At 37.3% G+C, this 19028-nt stretch carries 18 protein-coding genes and 1 other annotated feature; all 18 genes read left to right on the forward strand.

Annotated features, from left to right (window positions below):
- Window positions 1–873 precede the first annotated feature (873 nt).
- The 18 genes from NST91_RS07970 to clpX all read left to right on the forward strand — a co-directional run bounded on the left by NST91_RS07970 (window position 874) and on the right by clpX (window position 18722).
- The gene (locus NST91_RS07970; RefSeq protein ID WP_341330700.1) at window positions 874–1080 is read left to right on the forward strand and encodes a DUF1657 domain-containing protein; all 207 of its coding nucleotides are present in this window, start codon (window positions 874–876) and stop codon (window positions 1078–1080) included.
- A gap of 109 nt (window positions 1081–1189) precedes the next feature.
- Window positions 1190–1657 carry a YhcN/YlaJ family sporulation lipoprotein gene (locus tag NST91_RS07975; protein ID WP_341330701.1) on the forward strand — a complete coding sequence of 156 codons (468 nt, stop codon included), beginning with the start codon at window positions 1190–1192 and terminating at the stop codon, window positions 1655–1657.
- A 22-nt stretch (window positions 1658–1679) separates the two neighbouring features.
- Window positions 1680–2159 carry a stage V sporulation protein AC gene (gene spoVAC / locus NST91_RS07980; protein WP_341330702.1) on the forward strand — a complete coding sequence of 160 codons (480 nt, stop codon included), beginning with the start codon at window positions 1680–1682 and terminating at the stop codon, window positions 2157–2159.
- Window positions 2159–3178, forward strand: coding sequence for a stage V sporulation protein AD (gene spoVAD / locus NST91_RS07985; RefSeq protein ID WP_341330703.1), 1020 nt, complete (start codon window positions 2159–2161; stop codon window positions 3176–3178). The genes spoVAC and spoVAD overlap by 1 nt, the downstream gene beginning before the upstream one ends.
- Window positions 3175–3525, forward strand: coding sequence for a stage V sporulation protein AE (gene spoVAE / locus NST91_RS07990; protein ID WP_341330704.1), 351 nt, complete (start codon window positions 3175–3177; stop codon window positions 3523–3525). The genes spoVAD and spoVAE overlap by 4 nt, the downstream gene beginning before the upstream one ends.
- 12 nt (window positions 3526–3537) lie before the next feature.
- Window positions 3538–3744 (forward strand): DUF1657 domain-containing protein, encoded by a 207-nt coding sequence (locus NST91_RS07995; RefSeq protein ID WP_341330705.1) that lies wholly within the window; start codon window positions 3538–3540, stop codon window positions 3742–3744.
- Between the two features lie 23 nt (window positions 3745–3767).
- Window positions 3768–4628: a DUF421 domain-containing protein gene (locus tag NST91_RS08000; RefSeq protein ID WP_341330706.1), complete on the forward strand. Its 861-nt coding sequence runs from the start codon at window positions 3768–3770 to the stop codon at window positions 4626–4628.
- Window positions 4629–4935: 307 nt separating this feature from the next.
- On the forward strand, window positions 4936–5091 hold the full coding sequence (locus tag NST91_RS08005) for a group I intron-associated PD-(D/E)XK endonuclease (RefSeq protein ID WP_341333511.1): 156 nt from the start codon (window positions 4936–4938) through the stop codon (window positions 5089–5091).
- A gap of 570 nt (window positions 5092–5661) precedes the next feature.
- Window positions 5662–5922, forward strand: a binding site (T-box leader).
- A 269-nt stretch (window positions 5923–6191) separates the two neighbouring features.
- On the forward strand, window positions 6192–7910 hold the full coding sequence (gene ilvB / locus NST91_RS08010; RefSeq protein WP_341330707.1) for an acetolactate synthase large subunit: 1719 nt from the start codon (window positions 6192–6194) through the stop codon (window positions 7908–7910).
- Window positions 7907–8425 (forward strand): acetolactate synthase small subunit, encoded by a 519-nt coding sequence (gene ilvN, locus NST91_RS08015; protein ID WP_121447671.1) that lies wholly within the window; start codon window positions 7907–7909, stop codon window positions 8423–8425. Before ilvB ends, ilvN begins: the two co-directional genes overlap by 4 nt.
- A 74-nt stretch (window positions 8426–8499) precedes the next feature.
- Entirely contained in the window at window positions 8500–9528 is a 1029-nt protein-coding gene (gene ilvC, locus NST91_RS08020; protein ID WP_341330708.1) for a ketol-acid reductoisomerase, read from the forward strand.
- Entirely contained in the window at window positions 9515–11059 is a 1545-nt protein-coding gene (locus NST91_RS08025; RefSeq protein ID WP_121447673.1) for a 2-isopropylmalate synthase, read from the forward strand. The genes ilvC and NST91_RS08025 overlap by 14 nt, the downstream gene beginning before the upstream one ends.
- Before the next feature lie 53 nt (window positions 11060–11112).
- Window positions 11113–12225, forward strand: a complete 1113-nt coding sequence (leuB, locus tag NST91_RS08030) for a 3-isopropylmalate dehydrogenase (protein WP_341330709.1) — start codon at window positions 11113–11115, stop codon at window positions 12223–12225.
- A gap of 92 nt (window positions 12226–12317) precedes the next feature.
- Complete coding sequence (gene leuC / locus NST91_RS08035) at window positions 12318–13745, forward strand: 3-isopropylmalate dehydratase large subunit (RefSeq protein ID WP_341333512.1); 1428 nt, start codon at window positions 12318–12320, stop codon at window positions 13743–13745.
- Between the two features lie 2 nt (window positions 13746–13747).
- Window positions 13748–14335, forward strand: coding sequence for a 3-isopropylmalate dehydratase small subunit (gene leuD / locus NST91_RS08040; protein ID WP_121447676.1), 588 nt, complete (start codon window positions 13748–13750; stop codon window positions 14333–14335).
- A gap of 131 nt (window positions 14336–14466) precedes the next feature.
- Window positions 14467–15495 carry a tetratricopeptide repeat protein gene (locus NST91_RS08045; protein ID WP_341330710.1) on the forward strand — a complete coding sequence of 343 codons (1029 nt, stop codon included), beginning with the start codon at window positions 14467–14469 and terminating at the stop codon, window positions 15493–15495.
- Between the two features lie 204 nt (window positions 15496–15699).
- Entirely contained in the window at window positions 15700–16986 is a 1287-nt protein-coding gene (gene tig, locus NST91_RS08050) for a trigger factor (protein WP_341330711.1), read from the forward strand.
- A gap of 473 nt (window positions 16987–17459) precedes the next feature.
- Complete coding sequence (clpX, locus tag NST91_RS08055) at window positions 17460–18722, forward strand: ATP-dependent protease ATP-binding subunit ClpX (protein ID WP_099352083.1); 1263 nt, start codon at window positions 17460–17462, stop codon at window positions 18720–18722.
- Window positions 18723–19028 lie beyond the last annotated feature (306 nt).

The following is a 19028-nucleotide window of genomic DNA, read 5'->3' on the forward strand; positions in this document are numbered from 1 at the left end:
GTGGACGACACTATATCGGTGAAGCCTTAACAGTTTTTAGCTGATGGTAATACCGAGGAAACTTATGTCTTGCATTAGACTGAGGAGATTCGAATGATCATGTAAATTGATGGTAGAAACTCCAAAGAATAATCTTCAAGTGATTATCATGAGGTTCCGTAGAGACTACACGTGTCGCACCTGAAATGGTGAAGATATAGTCCAGACTACAAACAACTATTGTTGGTGGCGAAAGTCATAGTGGTAAGCTAAGCCGTCGGTCGGGAGTTCGAATCTCTCCTGGGACGCTAATAGGTAAAATTGGATACGATAAGATATCCGGAAAACACGTTAAATCGTTGATATTTCAAGCGATTAGCGTGTTTTTTATTTTTCTAGAAATACGATAGAAAAAGGTGAGTTATCAAACCGTTTAACACATTTTTTACGCAAGAATAAACCCAAAATTACATGAAAGTATATATTAAGGTTTAATTAGGTGGCATAACCATTCAGATTTTAAACCTCCTCCGTTTTTTTAAGTGATATCCCCAGGACCTATTGATGTACGGTTCAATAAGAAAGTTAACAAAAAAGTGGTTAATCCTTCTTAGAACAACGCACCTTTTCGTATGCACAAATATGCTTAGTTCCGCCTACAAATACAACAAACACATTAAGTAGACCAAAGCTTGTAAACACTTTAGGAAACTTTTACCGAAAAATCTTTTAATCTTTCAGATCATTATTCAACTTTTTCTAGTTTAAGATAACATTTTTTACGAATTGTTACACCTACACTGATTTTTTGTAAAAAATTGGCTTTTATAAAATATACCTATTTAACTGAACCTATAGGTGTTAAGGGAAATCAGAATATGTGGAGGTAAAGTAATGACAGTTAAGAGTCAGGTTAAACAAACGTTAGCAGGTCTGAAAAGTGCACAAGCAAGCCTTGAACAATTTTCACTTCAAACCCAAAATCAACAAGCAAAACAACTATATCAAAATGCTGCCCAACAAACCCAAATGATAGTGGATAGTCTAAACCCGCGTTTGCAGGAATTGGACGCGGAAGAACCACAATATCAACAAGAATAAATAAGCTCAAAAAATCGGGCTTGAATTTTAAAACCATATTTCTTTCAAGGTTGGTTAAACATACCAACCTTTCTCCAGTTATTACGCTCTATGGATGGGGTTGATAGATATGAAAATGAAAAAGTCTTTCTTTCAATATAGTGTTTTATTATTTCTAACTATAGGATTATTAGCTGGATGTAAGGAGGATATGGATTCTATCAAAAGCCAAGGCACGTCTATAACCAAAATCAGTGCGAAAACGGCGACGAATCAATCCGTGGCTAACCAAGCAGAGGAGCTATTGATCAAAAGGGATGATATTACCGGGGTTAGAGGAGTTAACAAGGATAAAGAACTTCTAATTGCTATAAAGGTACCACAAAAGGACAGGTTTCAACTATCTACAATCGAAAAGGAAGTTAAAAAAGAGTTAAAAAAGCAATATCCAGAACACAATATCCAAGTATCAACTGATCAAAAAATATTTCTGGAATTGGATAAATTGGAGAAAAAGCTTGAGAAAAGCAAAGTTGGGGAAAAAGAACTAAAAAAAGAATTAGATAATATTAAAAGTCTTATGAAAGAAGAAGCATGAGCTGTAAAGTGAGGAATAGCATATGTCGAAAAGTAAGAAGAAAAAATTAACCCCAGTTCAACAAGAATATAAAGCTCTTCAACAACAGAGGGAGACAAAACGACCCTTGTTTAAAAATTGTATTAAAGCATTTCTAACAGGTGGCATCATATGTTTGATTGGACAGGCGATTCAGACCTTTTACATATACTTTTTCGATTTTACAGAACAAACAGCTGGAAATCCAACAGTTGCTACCTTAATTTTTATTTCTATGTTATTTACAGGATTTGGGGTTTATGATCGAATTGCCCAATTTGGAGGTGCCGGTTCCGCCGTTCCAGTGACAGGGTTTGGAAATGCTGTTATCTCTGCAGCGATTGAACATCGTACAGAGGGATTTGTTTTAGGGGTTGGTGGCAATATGTTTAAGTTGGCAGGTTCAGTTATTCTTTTTGGTGTTTTTTCTGCCTTTATTATTGCCACCATTAAGACCATTCTGATCACGTGGGGGGGATTGTAATGCTGATTGGTCATCGGACATGGATATTCAATAAAAAGCCAGTGATTATTTCAACCGGTACAGTAGTTGGACCATTTGAAGCAAAAGGCAAAATTCCACAAGATTTTGACTTAATTCATGGTGAAATTTGGCTAAATCAAGATTCGTTTGAGAAGGCACATCAAGTCATGTTAGAGGAAGCTTGTCAAAAGGCAATCGAAAAAGCCAATCTGCAAAAGGAACAGATACAGTTTTTCCTTGGCGGAGATCTTATCAATCAAATCACTCCTACAAGCTTTGCAACTAGAACACTAGGTAGTCCATATCTAGGATTGTTTGGAGCTTGTTCAACCTCAATGGAAGGATTGGCCCTATCGGCATTTCTTGTTAATTATAACGGAGCAAAATATATTTTAACCGGTGCGTCTAGCCATAATGCAGCTGTTGAAAAGCAATTTCGCTATCCAACAGAGTATGGTGGCCAAAAACCACCAACTGCACAATGGACGGTTACAGGTGCTGGTGTGGCCATACTAAGTTCTACAGGCAAAGGCCCACGAGTAACATCAGCCACCATTGGTAGAATTGTTGATATGGGGTTGACTGACCCATTTAATATGGGCGGTGCAATGGCACCTGCTGCTGTCGATACAATTGAGGCTCATTTAAAGGAACGAAACATCGATCCATCATATTATGATTTAATCGTGACGGGGGATCTTGGTCATATAGGTCGAGAGGTATCTCTTGATTTGTTTAAAAAACATGGTACCCCAATTAAGGAAGAAAACTATCATGATTGTGGACTAATCATCTATCGAGAAGGGCAACCCGTCCTTGCGGGTGCCAGTGGCGCAGGGTGTTCCGCTACAGTCGTTTACGGCCATATTTTAAATCGGATGAAAAAAGGGGAATTGAATCGGGTCCTTGTTGTTGCAACAGGTGCCTTACTTTCTCCGCTTACCTTTCAGCAAAATGAATCGATTCCTTGTATTGCACATGCAGTATCAATTGAAAATGGAAGTGAAGAGAAGTCATGATATTCTTTTGGGCGTTTGTCATAGGTGGATTCATTTGTGTGATTGGTCAAATTATGTTTGATGTTTTTAAACTAACCCCTGCACATACATTATGTACATTTGTAGTACTTGGTGCACTATTAGATGCGTTTGGTTTATACGAACCATTTATCGACTTTGCAGGTGCTGGAGCAACTGTTCCGATTACCAGTTTTGGAAATTCCCTTGTACATGGAGCGATGGCAGAGGCGGAAAAGCATGGACTGGTTGGCGTGGTAACTGGGATGTTTGAAGTGACAAGTGCAGGCATATCGGCTGCCATCATTTTCGGGATGATTGGAGCATTATTTTTTAAACCTAAAGGATAAGGAGGATGTAGGGTGACAGTAGGCTCTCAGGTGAAACAGTGTCTTTCTAGTATAAAAAGTATTGAAGCTTTGTTTTCAAGCTTGGCATTGCGTACACAAGACACAGAAGCGAAACGAACTTTTCATGAAACCATGTTGATCATGGATGAAATAAAGAATGATCTAAAAAAACGTGTTGGCGAAATTGAGCGGGAGGAATATCAATATAAAGGTTTTTAAATTTTTTTCAAGGAGTTATTAACATGCCAGATTGGTTAAGTATTGCAGTACGTTCACTAGTCCTACTTATTGTATTGTTTTTATTAACGAAATGGTTAGGGAAAAAGCAAATTTCTCAGTTATCCTTTTTTGAATATATTAATGGAATAACAATAGGCAGTATTGCTGCGGAGGTTGCCACAGGTCTGGATAAACAAATTAGTCACGGCTTAATAGGTATGGGTGTCTGGTTTGCTGTTCCATTTGTTATGGGTTTCATTTCATTAAAAAGCAAAACCGTACGAGACTTTGCTGAAGGAAAAGGAACCATTTTTATTCAGGATGGAAAGGTAATGGAGGATAATTTAAAAAAAGAAAAATTTACGATTGATGAATTATTAGCAAAACTACGAAATAAGGATGTATTTCAGGTAGCGGATGTTGAGTTTGCAGTATTGGAGACAGATGGAAGCTTAAGCGTATTATTAAAAAAGGAAAATCAACCAATAACTGCGAAAGTTCTAAATCTCGCAGTAGCTCCGATAAAAGAATCGCAAACAGTTATAATGGATGGAGAAATTATGCATGAACCATTGTCCTCATCAGGACATAGTCAGAATTGGCTTGAAACGGAGCTAGATAAAATAGGTGTCAGCATTGAAAATGTATTCATCGGGCAAGTCGATACACATGGACAACTGACAGTCGATCTATATGATGATAAAATCAAGGTCCCATCCCCACAAGAAAAACCATTACTTCTTGCATCGATAAAGAAATGTCAGGCGGATTTGGAATTATTTTCTTTACAAACAAATAACCAATCGGCAAAAGAAATGTATCAAAAAAATAGTGAGAAACTCCAGGAGGCACTTGAAAAAGTGACACCGTTTTTAAGCAATTAAAAGGGACACGGGGATAGGTTTCGCATTCTACCATTTTATGCAGAAAGGACTTTGAAAATAATAAATTTGACTTACATCAATTCTATGCCTTCTCTTTGGTCCAAAAAATGAAGCCTCCATGCCAAATGTACGAAAATATTAATGGAAATAGCTTATTTCTATCTAAAAAGTGACTAAAAATTGCAAAGTCCTTCATATGTATATAACTGATTATTAACAAAGTTATGTATCGCATGTACAGCAGCAGGTTAGGAGACCTCTCTAAATTCCGATATACTGTTGACCTTGATAAACAAATAAACAAGAAATTGATATTTATTGTGTATATTTTCCCGACACCGATGAATGTTACTACTTGGACCCAAAGTTCTGCAATAAATCGTTAACTATAAGAGTAAAACATCCTAAGAATAATCAGGAAAAGAATGTTCACTTTGTTAAGGATTTTCGTAACCTCCCTTAGGCTAATTACCTAGCATAGCCATTTTACATACTTAATCACAAACACTTCTTTTCATGTAAATGAATTGAAGTGTTTTTTTATTTGTCCAATGGACTCATCTACAAACAAAAATTTTAGTATTACGTGCGATCAGATATTAAAGATTGACCTTGAAAGATTCCTACCTATATCGCATCCGAATCAATCATTTTCAGTCACGAAAATTTCAACAAAATCTTTCAATTCTAAAAACCGCGTCACTTCTGAGTTGTAAGCGGATTCAGATAGTTTATCAAATCAAAATAATCTAACAATTCTTTAAAATGGTGTTGACTCCGATAAAAAATGGGCGTAATATAGGCTCTAATATCAAATATTTTCTAGCAAAAAGAAAATGAATAAGCAAATTATCAACTTAGAAAAGTCCTATCATAACTAACCCATCCTTTTACTAAAAAGGTGGAAGGTCATGGATTTGGATTATTTTTTGAACCTAAGTTTTCAATCATGTAAAGCGTTTATGTTTTTAGGTATTAAAGAAATACCTGTGGCATAAAGCTAATAAAAATGTAATTTAAAAATATTGAATATTCATAAACGTTGAAGAGGATAAGTAGTCTAACGTAAAGATATCAACAGAGAGCCGGTAATGCTGGAAGCCGGTGTTATCCCGTTGGATGAACTCACCTCAGAGTGTTAGCTTGAAACATTTGTAGTAGAGTTAACCGGGTGTTTGGTAACAGCTCACCCGTTATCAAAATGAACAACAAAAGTTGTTCCTGAGGTGGTCTTTTTTTGATCGCGAACAAGGGTGGTACCGTGAAAAGTGATAAATGCCTTTTCACCCCTTCGACCAAGAAATTGGTCTAGTGGGTGGATTGGCATTTTATTTTTTTAACATAATTAAGACCCGGTCTTAATTATGTTAAAAGCCTCTGGGAGGATGTCACGATTTTTCAAAGGGAATTTTTAGAGCAGTAAGATTCAAAGACAAAGTGCGCCACATCATGTGGCAACGTCTTTATGACCCACTTCCTGTGGGCCTAAAATCTGGCGATAATATGCCAAGGCATATTTGATTAAGAAAATTTAATTACTATAAGGAAGGGATGTAAGAAAAAATGGGCGTAAATGCAAAAGTGGAAGAAAAAACTAAAGCTTCTACAAAAATGAATGGTTCCCAAATGCTAATCGAAGCATTGAAACGGGAAAACGTAGAAGTCATTTTTGGATATCCTGGCGGTGCTGTACTAAACATTTATGATAGTTTATATGATTCAGGAATTTTTCATGTATTAACCAGACATGAACAAGGTGGTATACATGCAGCTGAAGGGTATGCGAGAATTTCAGGAAAACCAGGTGTCGTCATTGCAACTTCTGGACCGGGTGCAACAAATATTGTGACGGGATTAGCAGACGCGATGATTGATTCAATTCCACTTGTTGTATTTACAGGTCAGGTTGCTTCATCAGTCATTGGTTCAGATGCATTCCAGGAAGCAGATGTTCTTGGAATCACGATGCCAATTACAAAACATAGCTACCAGGTAAGGGAAGTAAAGGACTTACCAAAAATAATTAAAGAAGCATTTTATATTGCTACTTCTGGAAGACCAGGTCCTGTATTAATTGATATTCCAAAAGACATGACAGCAAATGAAGCGGTATTTGATTATGATCAAGAAATTCAGTTGCCAGGTTATCAGCCGACAATTCACCCAAATCATCTGCAAATTCGTAAGCTAGTTGAAGCAGTTAGTCAAGCGAAAAAACCGGTCATTCTTGCTGGTGCTGGGGTTATACATGCAAAAGCTGCAAACGAATTAAGAGAATATGTTGAACAACAAAATATTCCTTTAGCACATACACTTTTAGGTTTAGGTGGATTCCCAGCTGATCATCCATTATATCTAGGCATGGCAGGAATGCATGGAACATACTCAGCGAATATGGCTTTACATGAATGTGATCTATTAATCAGTATTGGAGCAAGATTCGATGACCGGGTAACTGGAAACCTGGAACACTTTGCTCCAAATGCAATAGTAGCACATATTGATATTGATCCTGCTGAGATTGGGAAAAACGTACCTACTAAGATTCCAGTGGTAGGGGATGCAAAAGAGGTTCTTAAAGCTCTAGTTCACCAAGATGGTAAACCTGGAGATTCCCGAGAATGGAGAGAAAAACTAGCTGGATGGAAAGAAGAATATCCACTTGTTTATAAACCATCAGAAGATGAATTAAAACCACAAAAATTAATAGAACTTATCTATAAATATACAGATGGGGAAGCAATTGTTACAACTGACGTTGGCCAGCATCAAATGTGGGCTGCCCAATACTATCAGTTTACAAAACCAAATCGTTGGGTAACATCAGGCGGACTTGGAACAATGGGCTTTGGCTTACCATCTAGTATCGGAGCACAGTTAGCTGAAAGGTCATCAACTGTGGTTGCCATCCTAGGAGACGGTGGATTCCAAATGACTTCCCAAGAACTTTCAGTCATTCATGAATTAAACCTACCAATCAAAATCATCATTCTTAACAACAAAGCTTTGGGAATGGTTAGACAATGGCAACAACTTTTCTATAAAGAGAGATACTCACATTCTCTGATTCCTAATCAGCCAGATTTTATGAAACTAGCTGATGCATATGGAATTAAAGGTTTGAGAGCTACAAATGAACAAGAAGCAGAGCAAGTGTTAAAAGAAGCTATCGAATACGCTGGACCGGTCCTTATGGACTTTAATGTGACGCCTTTCGAAAATGTATACCCAATGGTAGCCACAGGAAAGGGTCATCATGAAATGGTAGGTGTTAAACTGTGAAAAGAATCATCACATTACTAGTAAATAACCGCGCTGGTGTACTTAACCGAATCACTGGCCTGTTAACTAAACGTCATTACAATATTGAGAGTATTACAGTGGGACATTCCGAAACAGAGGGACTCTCACGAATGACATTTGTAATACATCTCGATGAAGAAACCGTTGTTGAACAAATCACAAAACAGCTAAATAAACAAATTGATGTTATAAAGGTCGTGGATATTACGAATCAAGCCATTGTGGCTAGGGAGCTTGCTCTCATTAAAGTAGCATCCAGTCCATCAAATAGAAATGAGATTTATAGCTTAATAGATCCTTTCCGGGCATCGATTATTGATGTAAGTAAGGAAAGCCTGGTTATCCAAGTTACAGGTGAATCAGAAAAAGTCGAAGCTTTAATTAACCTCTTAAAGCCATACGGAATTAAAGAAGTAGCCCGTACAGGCACAACTGCTTTCACAAGGGGTAACCAAAAGACAGCTTCAAATCCAAAGAATATTTCTATTGTTTAAATACGTTTCATCAACTAAAGGGTTTAATCACATTAACATACAAAACTTAATTCTAATAAGGGAGAGATTTTAAAATGACAAAGGTATATTATAACGGAGATGTAAATGATTCAGTTTTACAAAATAAGAAGGTTGCTATCATTGGTTACGGTTCACAAGGACACGCACATGCACTGAACTTACGTGAAAGTGGCGTGGATGTAATTATTGGTCTACGTCAAGGAAAATCTTTTGAACAAGCAAAAAATGATGGACTACAAGTTTATTCAGTTCGAGAAGCTGCTGAGCAAGCGGATGTAATTATGGTATTACTACCAGATGAAAATCAACCAAAGGTATATAAAGAAGAAATCGAACCAGGATTAGAGCCAGGAAATGCATTAGTATTTGCTCATGGTTTTAACATTCACTTTAGCCAAATCGTACCACCAAACTTCGTAGATGTTTTCCTAGTAGCTCCAAAAGGCCCGGGACATTTAGTACGTCGTACATTCACTGAAGGTGCAGGGGTTCCAGCATTAATTGCGGTTGAACAAGACGTAACTGGAAATGCAAAAGAGGTTGCACTAGCATATGCGAAAGGAATTGGAGCGGCTAGAGCGGGTGTTCTTGAAACGACATTTAAAGAAGAAACTGAAACAGATCTATTTGGTGAACAGGCGGTATTATGTGGTGGTACCACTGCATTAGTTAAAGCAGGATTCGAAACATTAGTAGAAGCTGGATACCAACCAGAAGTTGCTTACTTTGAGTGTCTACATGAATTAAAACTAATCGTTGATTTAATGTACGAAGAAGGTTTAGCTGGAATGAGATATTCAATCTCTGACACAGCTCAGTGGGGCGATTTCGTAACTGGACCACGTATTGTAAATGACAGTGTGAAAGCTGAAATGAAGGAAGTATTAAAGGATATTCAAACAGGTAAGTTTGCAAAAGGTTGGATTCTTGAAAATCAGGCGAATCGTCCAGAATTTAACGCAATTAACAAAATTGAAGCTGAACATCAAATTGAAGTAGTTGGTAAGAAGCTTCGTGCAATGATGCCATTCGTCAAACAAAGACAAGTGAAAGAAGTGGTGGGTGCCCGTGCGGAAAATTAATATTTTTGACACTACATTAAGAGATGGAGAACAGTCTGCTGGAGTAAACTTAAACCTACATGAAAAACTTGAAATTGCTAAGCAACTGGAACGACTCAATGTGGATGTTATGGAGGCCGGATTTCCAGCTGCCTCTGAAGGTGATTTCCAGTCAGTTAAACAAATTGCTGATATCATCAAAAATGTTTCCGTAACAGGACTTGCACGTGCTGTACAAAGTGATATTGATGCAGCATGGGGAGCATTGAAGGGAGGAGCGGAGCCTCGTCTCCACACCTTCCTTGCAACTTCCCCAATTCATAGAAAATATAAGCTTAAGCAGACAAAAGAACAAGTAATTCAAACAGCTGTGGATAGTGTTAAATATGCTTCTCAATTCTTCCCAATTATCCAATGGTCTGCGGAAGATGCGAGCAGAACAGAATTAGACTTCTTAGCAAAAATCATCAAAGAAGTAATAGATGCTGGAGCAAATGTGATTAATCTACCGGATACAGTTGGGTATGGTACTCCAGAAGAATACGGCAAAATGTTTACCTATGTACTAGAAAACGTACCGAATATAGATAAAGTTATTTTATCAACTCACTGTCATGATGATCTTGGAATGGCAGTTTCCAATTCATTATCAGCTATTGAACATGGTGTGTTACAAGTAGAAGGAACCATAAATGGAATTGGGGAAAGGGCAGGTAATGCCTCATTAGAAGAGGTTGCAGTTGCACTCCATATTCGTCAGGACTTCTACCAAGCACATACTCGATTAAAGTTGGATGAAATCAAGCGTACAAGTGATTTAGTTAGTAAATTAACAGGTATGATTGTTCCTCCAAACAAAGCTGTTATTGGTAGAAATGCTTATGCACACGAATCAGGTATTCACCAAGATGGTGTGTTAAAGGAAAAAACGACCTATGAAATTATCACTCCAGAGTTAGTAGGGGTGAAATCAAATTCAATGGTGCTAGGAAAGCATTCAGGTAGACACGCATTTCGTAATCGTATTTTAGAATTAGGCTACACATTAGATGACCAAGAAATTAATCGCGTATTTAAGCTATTTAAAGATTTAGCAGATAAAAAGAAAGAAATTACTGATGATGATTTAGTTACATTATTAGTAAATGAAAAGGTAGCAAACGTGGAGGATACGTATCAATTAACCTCTATGCAGGTTCAATACGGTACAAACCAAATCCCTACTGCAACCATCACCTTAACAGATCGTGAAGGTAACCAAATCCAAGAGGCTGCTACAGGATCAGGAAGTGTTGAAGCACTTTACAATACACTCGAACGCTGCTTCGGTATTTCAATAACATTAGATGATTACCGAATCCAATCTGTTGGCGCAGGGCGTGACGCACTTGCAGAGGTATTTGTAAAAGTAAAACATGAGAATGTTGAAAGCAGTGGAAGAGGCTCTGCACAAGACGTGTTAGAAGCTTCTGCAAGAGCATATGTTAATGCAGTAAATAGACTTATAACAGTTGAAAAGAATAAGAAGCTACTTGAAAAAGTTGGAGTTTAAACTTTTAAATTTACTATTTTCAGTGTAGATAAGATAAAAGAGGAGGAGTCAATATGAAGAAGAGTATTGCCGTACTTCGTGGAGATGGCGTTGGCAAAGAAGTGACTAAAGGGGCAATCGAAGTGTTGAAGGCTGTCGCCGGACAATACAATCATGAGTTTACATTTCAACACGCTTTAATAGGTGGTTCAGCAATAGACGCTGAAGGCACTCCTCTTCCGGCGGAAACACTGGAAGTATGTAAACAAAGTGATGCAGTAATGCTAGGGGCTGTAGGGGGTCCGAAGTGGGATTCTAACCCTCCACACTTACGTCCTGAAAAAGGATTATTACAAATTCGAAAAGCCTTAAACTTGTATGCGAATGTAAGACCGGTAACTTGTTTTAATAGCTTACTAGACGCTTCTCCACTTAAACAAGAAGTGATTGAAAATGCGGATTTCGTAATTGTCAGAGAGCTTACTGGTGGTCTTTACTTTGGAAAGCCAAGTGGTAGAAAGATTGAAGATGGCGAAGAAGCAGCTGTTGATACTCTTTCCTACAAACGCTCTGAAATGAAAAGAATCATTGAAAAAGCATTTGAAATGGCTATGACAAGAAGGAAGAAAGTGACATCTGTAGACAAAGCTAATGTCTTGGAATCTAGCAGAATGTGGCGCGAGGTTGCTGAAGAAGTAGCTACTTCTTATCCAGAGGTTACATTAGAGCATATGCTAGTGGATAACGCGGCAATGCAACTAATCCGAAACCCTAGGCAATTTGATGTAGTCGTTACTGAGAATATGTTTGGAGATATTTTAAGTGATGAAGCATCCATGTTAACAGGATCACTTGGCATGCTTCCTTCAGCAAGTTTATCGACGGATGGACCGAGTCTATTTGAACCAATCCATGGTTCTGCACCAGATATCGCTGGAAAGGATATTGCAAATCCAATTGCAACCATATTATCTGCAGCTATGCTTTTACGCTTATCTTTTGGATTAGAAGAAGAGGCAAAAGCTATTGAAAAAGCCGTGGATGATGTATTAGCTGCTGGTTATCGTACTGCAGATGTTGTTCAACCACAAGGAAATGCAATTTCAACAACAGAAATGGTAGAAAAAATTAAAGAGGCCTTAGTTGAGGACGGGGCGATTTCAAATATTATGTCTTGCTATGCATAGATTTATAAATTGCAAAGCTAGACCTGCTGATAGCTCGGTATATACCGAGCTTATCTTTTCAAAAAAAGTGAAAAAGGAGGATGAAGATACTAATGGCACCGAAAACGATTATAGAAAAAATATGGGATCAGCACGTTATCAATCATGAAGAGGGGAAACCAAACCTATTATACATTGACCTACATCTTGTCCATGAAGTAACTTCTCCGCAAGCTTTTGAAGGTTTACGTATAAAAAATAGAAAAGTCAGAAGACCTGATTTAACATTTGCGACAATGGACCACAACGTACCTACTACAAGTGATCGCTTCCAAACAAAGGATGAGATAGCTGCTAAACAAATGAGTGCATTGGAGAAAAACTGTAAGGAATTTAACGTACCATTAGCAGATCTACACAGCCCAGAACAGGGAATTGTTCACGTTATTGGACCTGAGCTTGGATTAACACAACCAGGAAAAACAATTGTATGTGGGGATAGCCATACATCTACACATGGAGCATTTGGAGCATTAGCGTTTGGAATTGGGACAAGTGAAGTCGAACATGTTCTTGCAACCCAGACATTATGGCAACAAAAACCTAAAACCATGCAGGTAAATGTAGTTGGAACATTATCACCTGGCGTCTATGCGAAGGACGTTATTTTATCGATTATCCGTAAGTTTGGGATTGATTTCGGAACAGGACATGTAATCGAATATACAGGAGAAGCAATTCGAAACATGTCAATGGAAGAAAGAATGACCATTTGTAATATGTCAATTGAAGGTGGAGCGAAAGCTGGCTTAATAAGCCCAGATGAAACAACATTCTCCTATTTAAAGGGAAGAAAGCATAGCCCTTCAGGTGCAGATTTTGATGCAGCTGTTGAAAGATGGAGAGCTCTTGCAACTGATGAGGGTGCTACTTTCGATGAAATTCTAGAAATTCATGCAGATGAAATCTTACCTACTGTTACATGGGGTACTAACCCATCTATGAGTATAACTATTGAGGATACAGTTCCATATCCAGAGGATTTTGATAAAGAAGTTGACAAGAAGTCTGCTCAGCGTGCTTATGAATATATGGAGCTTGCTCCTGGAACGCCGATTAATGAAGTAGAAATTCAACATGTATTTATTGGATCATGTACAAATTCACGAATTGGTGACTTACGCGAAGCGGCTGAAATTATCCGTGGTCAAAAGATATCTCCTAATGTACGGGCTTTAGTCGTTCCAGGATCTCAACAAGTGAAACAACAAGCGGAAAAAGAAGGTCTTGCTGATGTATTCCGTGACGCTGGCTTTGAATGGCGTGATGCTGGATGCAGCATGTGCTTAAGTATGAACCCAGACGTAGTTCCTGCTGGTGAAAGATGTGCTTCAACTTCAAACCGTAACTTCGAGGGACGACAAGGTAAGGGTGCACGTACACACTTAGTAAGTCCAGCAATGGCAGCTGCTGCAGCTATTTATGGGAAATTCGTAGATGTTCGTAAAATTCAAAAGGTAACAGCTTGGGAGGAGGCATAATTATGGAACCATTTATCACACATCAAGGTAAAGTTGCAGGAATGGATCGAAACAATGTGGATACCGACCAAATCATTCCGAAGCAATTTTTGAAAAGTATCGAAAGAACTGGGTTTGGAAAATATGCCTTTTTTGATTGGCGCTTCGAAGCTGACGGAAGCCCGAATCCAGATTTTGAATTAAATCGAAAAGAAAATGAGGGTGCGACGATTCTTGTTGTAAATGAAAACTTTGGTTGTGGTTCTTCTCGTGAGCATGCTCCATGGGCATTACAAGACTATGGATTTAAGGCAATCCTAGCTCCATCATTTGCAGATATTTTCTATAATAACTGCTTGAAGAATGGTATTTTGCCTATTGTATTAGAAAAAAGCGTGATCGAGTATCTTCTAAAAGAAGCGAATGCTGCTGACTATCAATGCACTATCTCATTAGAGGAACAAACAATAGTTGATTCAAAAGGCTTCAAAACAGAATTTTCAATTGATGCATACTGGAAGGAAATGTTGATCAATGGTTGGGATGAGATTGACAAGACTCTTTCCTATGAACAACAAATTAAAGAGTACGAAGTTAAAACTGCGAACTAATAATTCTAGACAAAGTCCATCAGACTTTGTCTTTTTTTGTATCCTATCATGGTATCACTATTGTTTTCTCTTTTTTTCATTGGTACACTAATAACTCAAGTAGAAAACGAGTTTGGGGTTGGAAAAACTCTATGGAAAAAAAGTTTAATGGTAAGAAGCAGGATAAAGTTGTTCCCTTTCCTCATCTAAAGGAAAGATTAATGGAAAAAGGTCTTGATGCATTAACCAATAAGCAATTTAAAGAAGCTTTAACTTTATTAATACAAGCTCAGGAACTTGAAGAGGGCAATCATGAAATAGAGCTTGGAATTGTCATCTGTCTTTTTGAACTAGGAGAATTAGAGCAAGCAAAAGAAAATTGTTTAGTTATGATGAAAGAAGATGTTGGGGACTATTTTCATGTCCTTCAAATCTACTTAACCATTCTCATTCAACTCGGACAATATAATGAAGTAAAAACAACAATTGAGGCTGTGCTTGATGAAGATTCAGTTCCTCCCGAGTATTTAGACAATCTGTCCCAGCTCTTAGAACTGAGTAAAAGAATGCTTTATTCTGATGAGGTGGAAAGAGAAGCTGAGAACACGAATCAGGATGTTATGGAACATCTACAACATGTTTTATATAATGAAGAATTTATCGGGAATCAAATAGCTGCCATACAATCCATGAAGGAACTCAATGTACGGAAATACTTAGATATGCTGGTTCCATTTTTAGCTAATCCTAAAAAACATCCTGTTGTAAAAACGATGATATTGCAGTTGCTTGCAATGAATCAGGTGGATCGTGAGACAGAGGTTGAGAAGCTTGGGGAGACCCTTAAAGTTATCCCTTCAAAGTTAATTGATCCATCCATGTCACCTTTTGCAATTCAGGTTTTATCGATCTTGGAGGAACAATTGCAAAATGAGAATCCGACTCTATATGAAACAGCAAAAGAGATTTGGCTTCAGCATCTTTTTGTGATTTTTCCTTTTACATTAGATGATGAGAATCCAGCAACGTATGCTGCTGCTCTTCATTTATATAGTGCTGAACTTCACGGAATGGAGATTGAGAATCGAACACTTGAGCAAATCTATGGGATAAGTTTGTTTGAACTAAAACATGCTCTAGATATGCTAGAAAAGGTAGAGCGTTTTTCGTATATCGAATAAAAAATGGTAATCGAAGATATTATAATTTTGATTAGTTGGTTAAACTTTCTAACAATATAAAAATATTCTATATGTTGAAAGGTGACTATTCTATGTTATAATGTAATGGTTGTAAAATGCTAGTTTACCGACATATGGTAATAGTTATGAAATTTACATATCGGAAAAAATAGTTAGTAAATAGATAGTTGGAGGGAAAGAATTATGTCCGCAAAGTTTGAAAAATTAGAAGGAAACCAAGGTGTCTTAACAGTAGAGGTTGACGCAGAAACATTTAACCAAGGACTTGACGAAGCTTTCAAAAAGGTAGTAAAGCAAGTTAACGTACCTGGGTTCCGTAAAGGTAAAATGCCTCGTGGAATGTTCGAAAAGCGTTTTGGTGTTGAATCACTTTACCAAGATGCATTAGATATTATTCTTCCAGATGCATATGAAAATGCAATCAAAGAAACTGGTATTGAGCCAGTTGATCGTCCAGAAGTTGATGTTGAACAAATCGAAAAAGGTAAAAACCTTATTTTCACTGCTAAAGTAACTGTTAAGCCAGAAGTTAAACTTGGTGACTACAAAGGTCTAGAAGTTGAAAAGCTTGAAGAAACTGTTACAGATGAAGAAGTTGATGCAGAAATCAAACAATTACAAGAGCGCAATGCAGAACTTGTTGTTAAAGAAGAAGGTACTGTAGAAAATGGCGACACTGTTGTAATTGATTTCGAAGGTTTCGTTGATGGAGAAGCATTCGAAGGTGGAAAAGCTGAGAACTATTCATTAGAAATTGGTTCTGGTTCATTCATTCCTGGATTCGAAGAACAATTAGTTGGTATTGCTACAGGTGAAGAAAAAGACGTTGAAGTTAGTTTCCCTGAAGAATACCATGCTGAAAACCTAGCAGGTAAGCCAGCAACTTTTAAAGTGAAAGTTCACGAAATCAAAGCAAAAGAACTTCCAGAGCTTGATGATGAGTTTGCAAAAGATGTAGACGATGAAGTTGAAACATTAGATGAATTAAAAGCTAAAACTAGAACTCGTTTAGAAGAGACTAAGAAGCGTGACGCTGAAAATAGCCTTAAAGATACATTAATCGAAAAAGCATCAGAAAATGCTGAAATCGATATTCCAGAGGCAATGGTTAATACTGAATTAGACCGCATGCTACGTGAATTTGAACAACGTTTACAAATGCAAGGCATGAACCTTGACCTATACTTCCAATTCTCTGGTCAAGACGAAAATGCTTTACGTGAACAAATGAAAGAAGATGCTGGCAAGCGCGTTCGTGTTAACTTAACTTTAGAAGCGATCGCAAAAGCTGAAAACATTGAAGTGACTGAAGAGGAAATCAATGCAGAGTTAGAAAATATGGCAACAATGTATGGCGTTTCTGCTGATGAGATTAAGTCAATGCTTGGTGGCTTAGATGGAATTACAGAAGATTTAAAAATTAGAAAAGCAATCGATTTTCTTGTAGAAAATAGCAAAAGTGTTGCATAATAATAAATAAGGGAATATCAAGGCGCGATATGATCGTGCCTTGTTTTATACCCAAAACTAAAAAGTTGTACATATAATAAGCATTTTGTAGTAGTTTTAATCTAAAGAAAAAGGGAACACTGAAAAAGGAGGGGCGAAGTCAGCACATATTTCACTAGTTGTTTTTTAAGACCACACATAACTTACATAATGAGCGCGAGAGTTATTATTACCATTCTGAAGAAGAAATATGGTACAATGTGCATTACATAATTAGATAATGGAACTGACGGTAATGGCCAAAGTTCAAACAAGATTGCCTATGTAATAGGTGTACGAGAAGCGAGAAGATCGAGGAAACAATTGAGGAAGCACCGGTGCGTATTTAAATGTACGTGAGGATGCTGACGACTAGAGGTGACGATGAGATTCGACGCTTATCGAAGCCGTAGGGGCTTAGTGTAGAGAGAAAGAAACAAATAAGGGGTGACATGATGTTTAAATTTAATGATGAAAAAGGGCAACTTAAGTGTTCTTTTTGCGGGAAAACCCAAGATCAAGTTCGAAAGTTAGTTGCAGGTCCTGGCGTTTATATATGCGATGAATGTATTGAATTATGTACTGAAATCGTTGAAGAGGAACTAGGTACAGAGGAAGAAGTTGAATTTAAAGATGTACCTAAACCAAAAGAAATAAGAGAAATCCTAGATGAATATGTGATAGGTCAAGATGCAGCGAAAAAGTCATTAGCTGTCGCTGTATATAACCACTATAAGCGTATTAATTCAAACAGTAAAATTGATGATGTTGAATTATCAAAAAGTAATATCTGTATGATTGGGCCAACTGGTAGTGGTAAAACATTATTAGCGCAAACTTTGGCTCGTATTTTAAATGTACCATTTGCGATTGCGGATGCTACTTCATTGACAGAAGCTGGATATGTTGGAGAAGACGTAGAGAATATTCTATTAAAACTTATTCAAGCAGCTGATTATGATGTGGAGAAAGCTGAAAAGGGAATCATTTATATCGATGAAATTGATAAGGTTGCACGTAAATCCGAAAATCCATCAATTACTCGTGACGTTTCGGGTGAAGGTGTACAGCAAGCATTATTGAAAATTCTTGAAGGCACAGTGGCAAGTGTACCTCCACAAGGTGGAAGGAAGCACCCTCATCAAGAATTTATTCAAATTGACACTTCAAATATCCTATTTATTTGTGGTGGAGCTTTTGATGGAATTGAACAAATCATCAAGCGCCGTCTTGGTAAAAAAGTAATTGGATTTGGTTCTAACGTTGTGGAAGAAGAATTAGACCAAAAATCACTACTTTCTAGATCATTACCAGAAGACTTATTAAAGTTTGGTTTAATTCCTGAATTTATTGGCCGTCTTCCGGTTATTGCGAGCCTTGAACCTTTAGATGAGGACGCGTTGGTAGAGATTCTAACGAAACCAAAAAATGCTTTAGTTAAGCAATATCAAAAAATGCTTGAGCTAGATGAAGTCGAATTGGATTTCGAAGAGGATGCTCTCAAGGAAATTGCAAAAAAGGCAATTGAACGTAAAACAGGAGCCCGTGGTTTGCGTTCCATTATCGAAGGAATTATGCTCGATGTGATGTTTGATCTTCCTTCAAGAGACGATATTAAGAAATGCATCATTACTGCGGAAACTGTATCAAAAAATACCTCTCCAAAGCTTTTATTGGATGATGGAACGGTTGTTGAAAACACAGAAATCTCCGCATAAGAAAAAATCCCGAGGCAACTCGGGATTTTTTTATTGAGTAATTTCCATTTTAATATTTAGATTTTTAGCATCCCTTTCATCAACCTGAGTGATTGTTTAAGTGCTTTTGTTTGGATCTGTTTCGTTTTCCGTTTTATTTACTTTCTCTTCTTGTGATTTTTTTGCTGACTGCTTCTCTTTTTCTGCTGAGCATCCTCCGAAAATAAGAATAGATGCTGAAAGAAAGGCTAGTAACTACCTTTTCTTCATATTTTCACTCCTTCCATACTTCCATATCTTACAGATAGTCAGCTTTTATAAAATAGT

The organism is Ferdinandcohnia sp. FSL W7-1320 (assembly GCF_038050315.1).
Lineage (GTDB): Bacteria > Bacillota > Bacilli > Bacillales > Bacillaceae_L > Ferdinandcohnia > Ferdinandcohnia aciditolerans.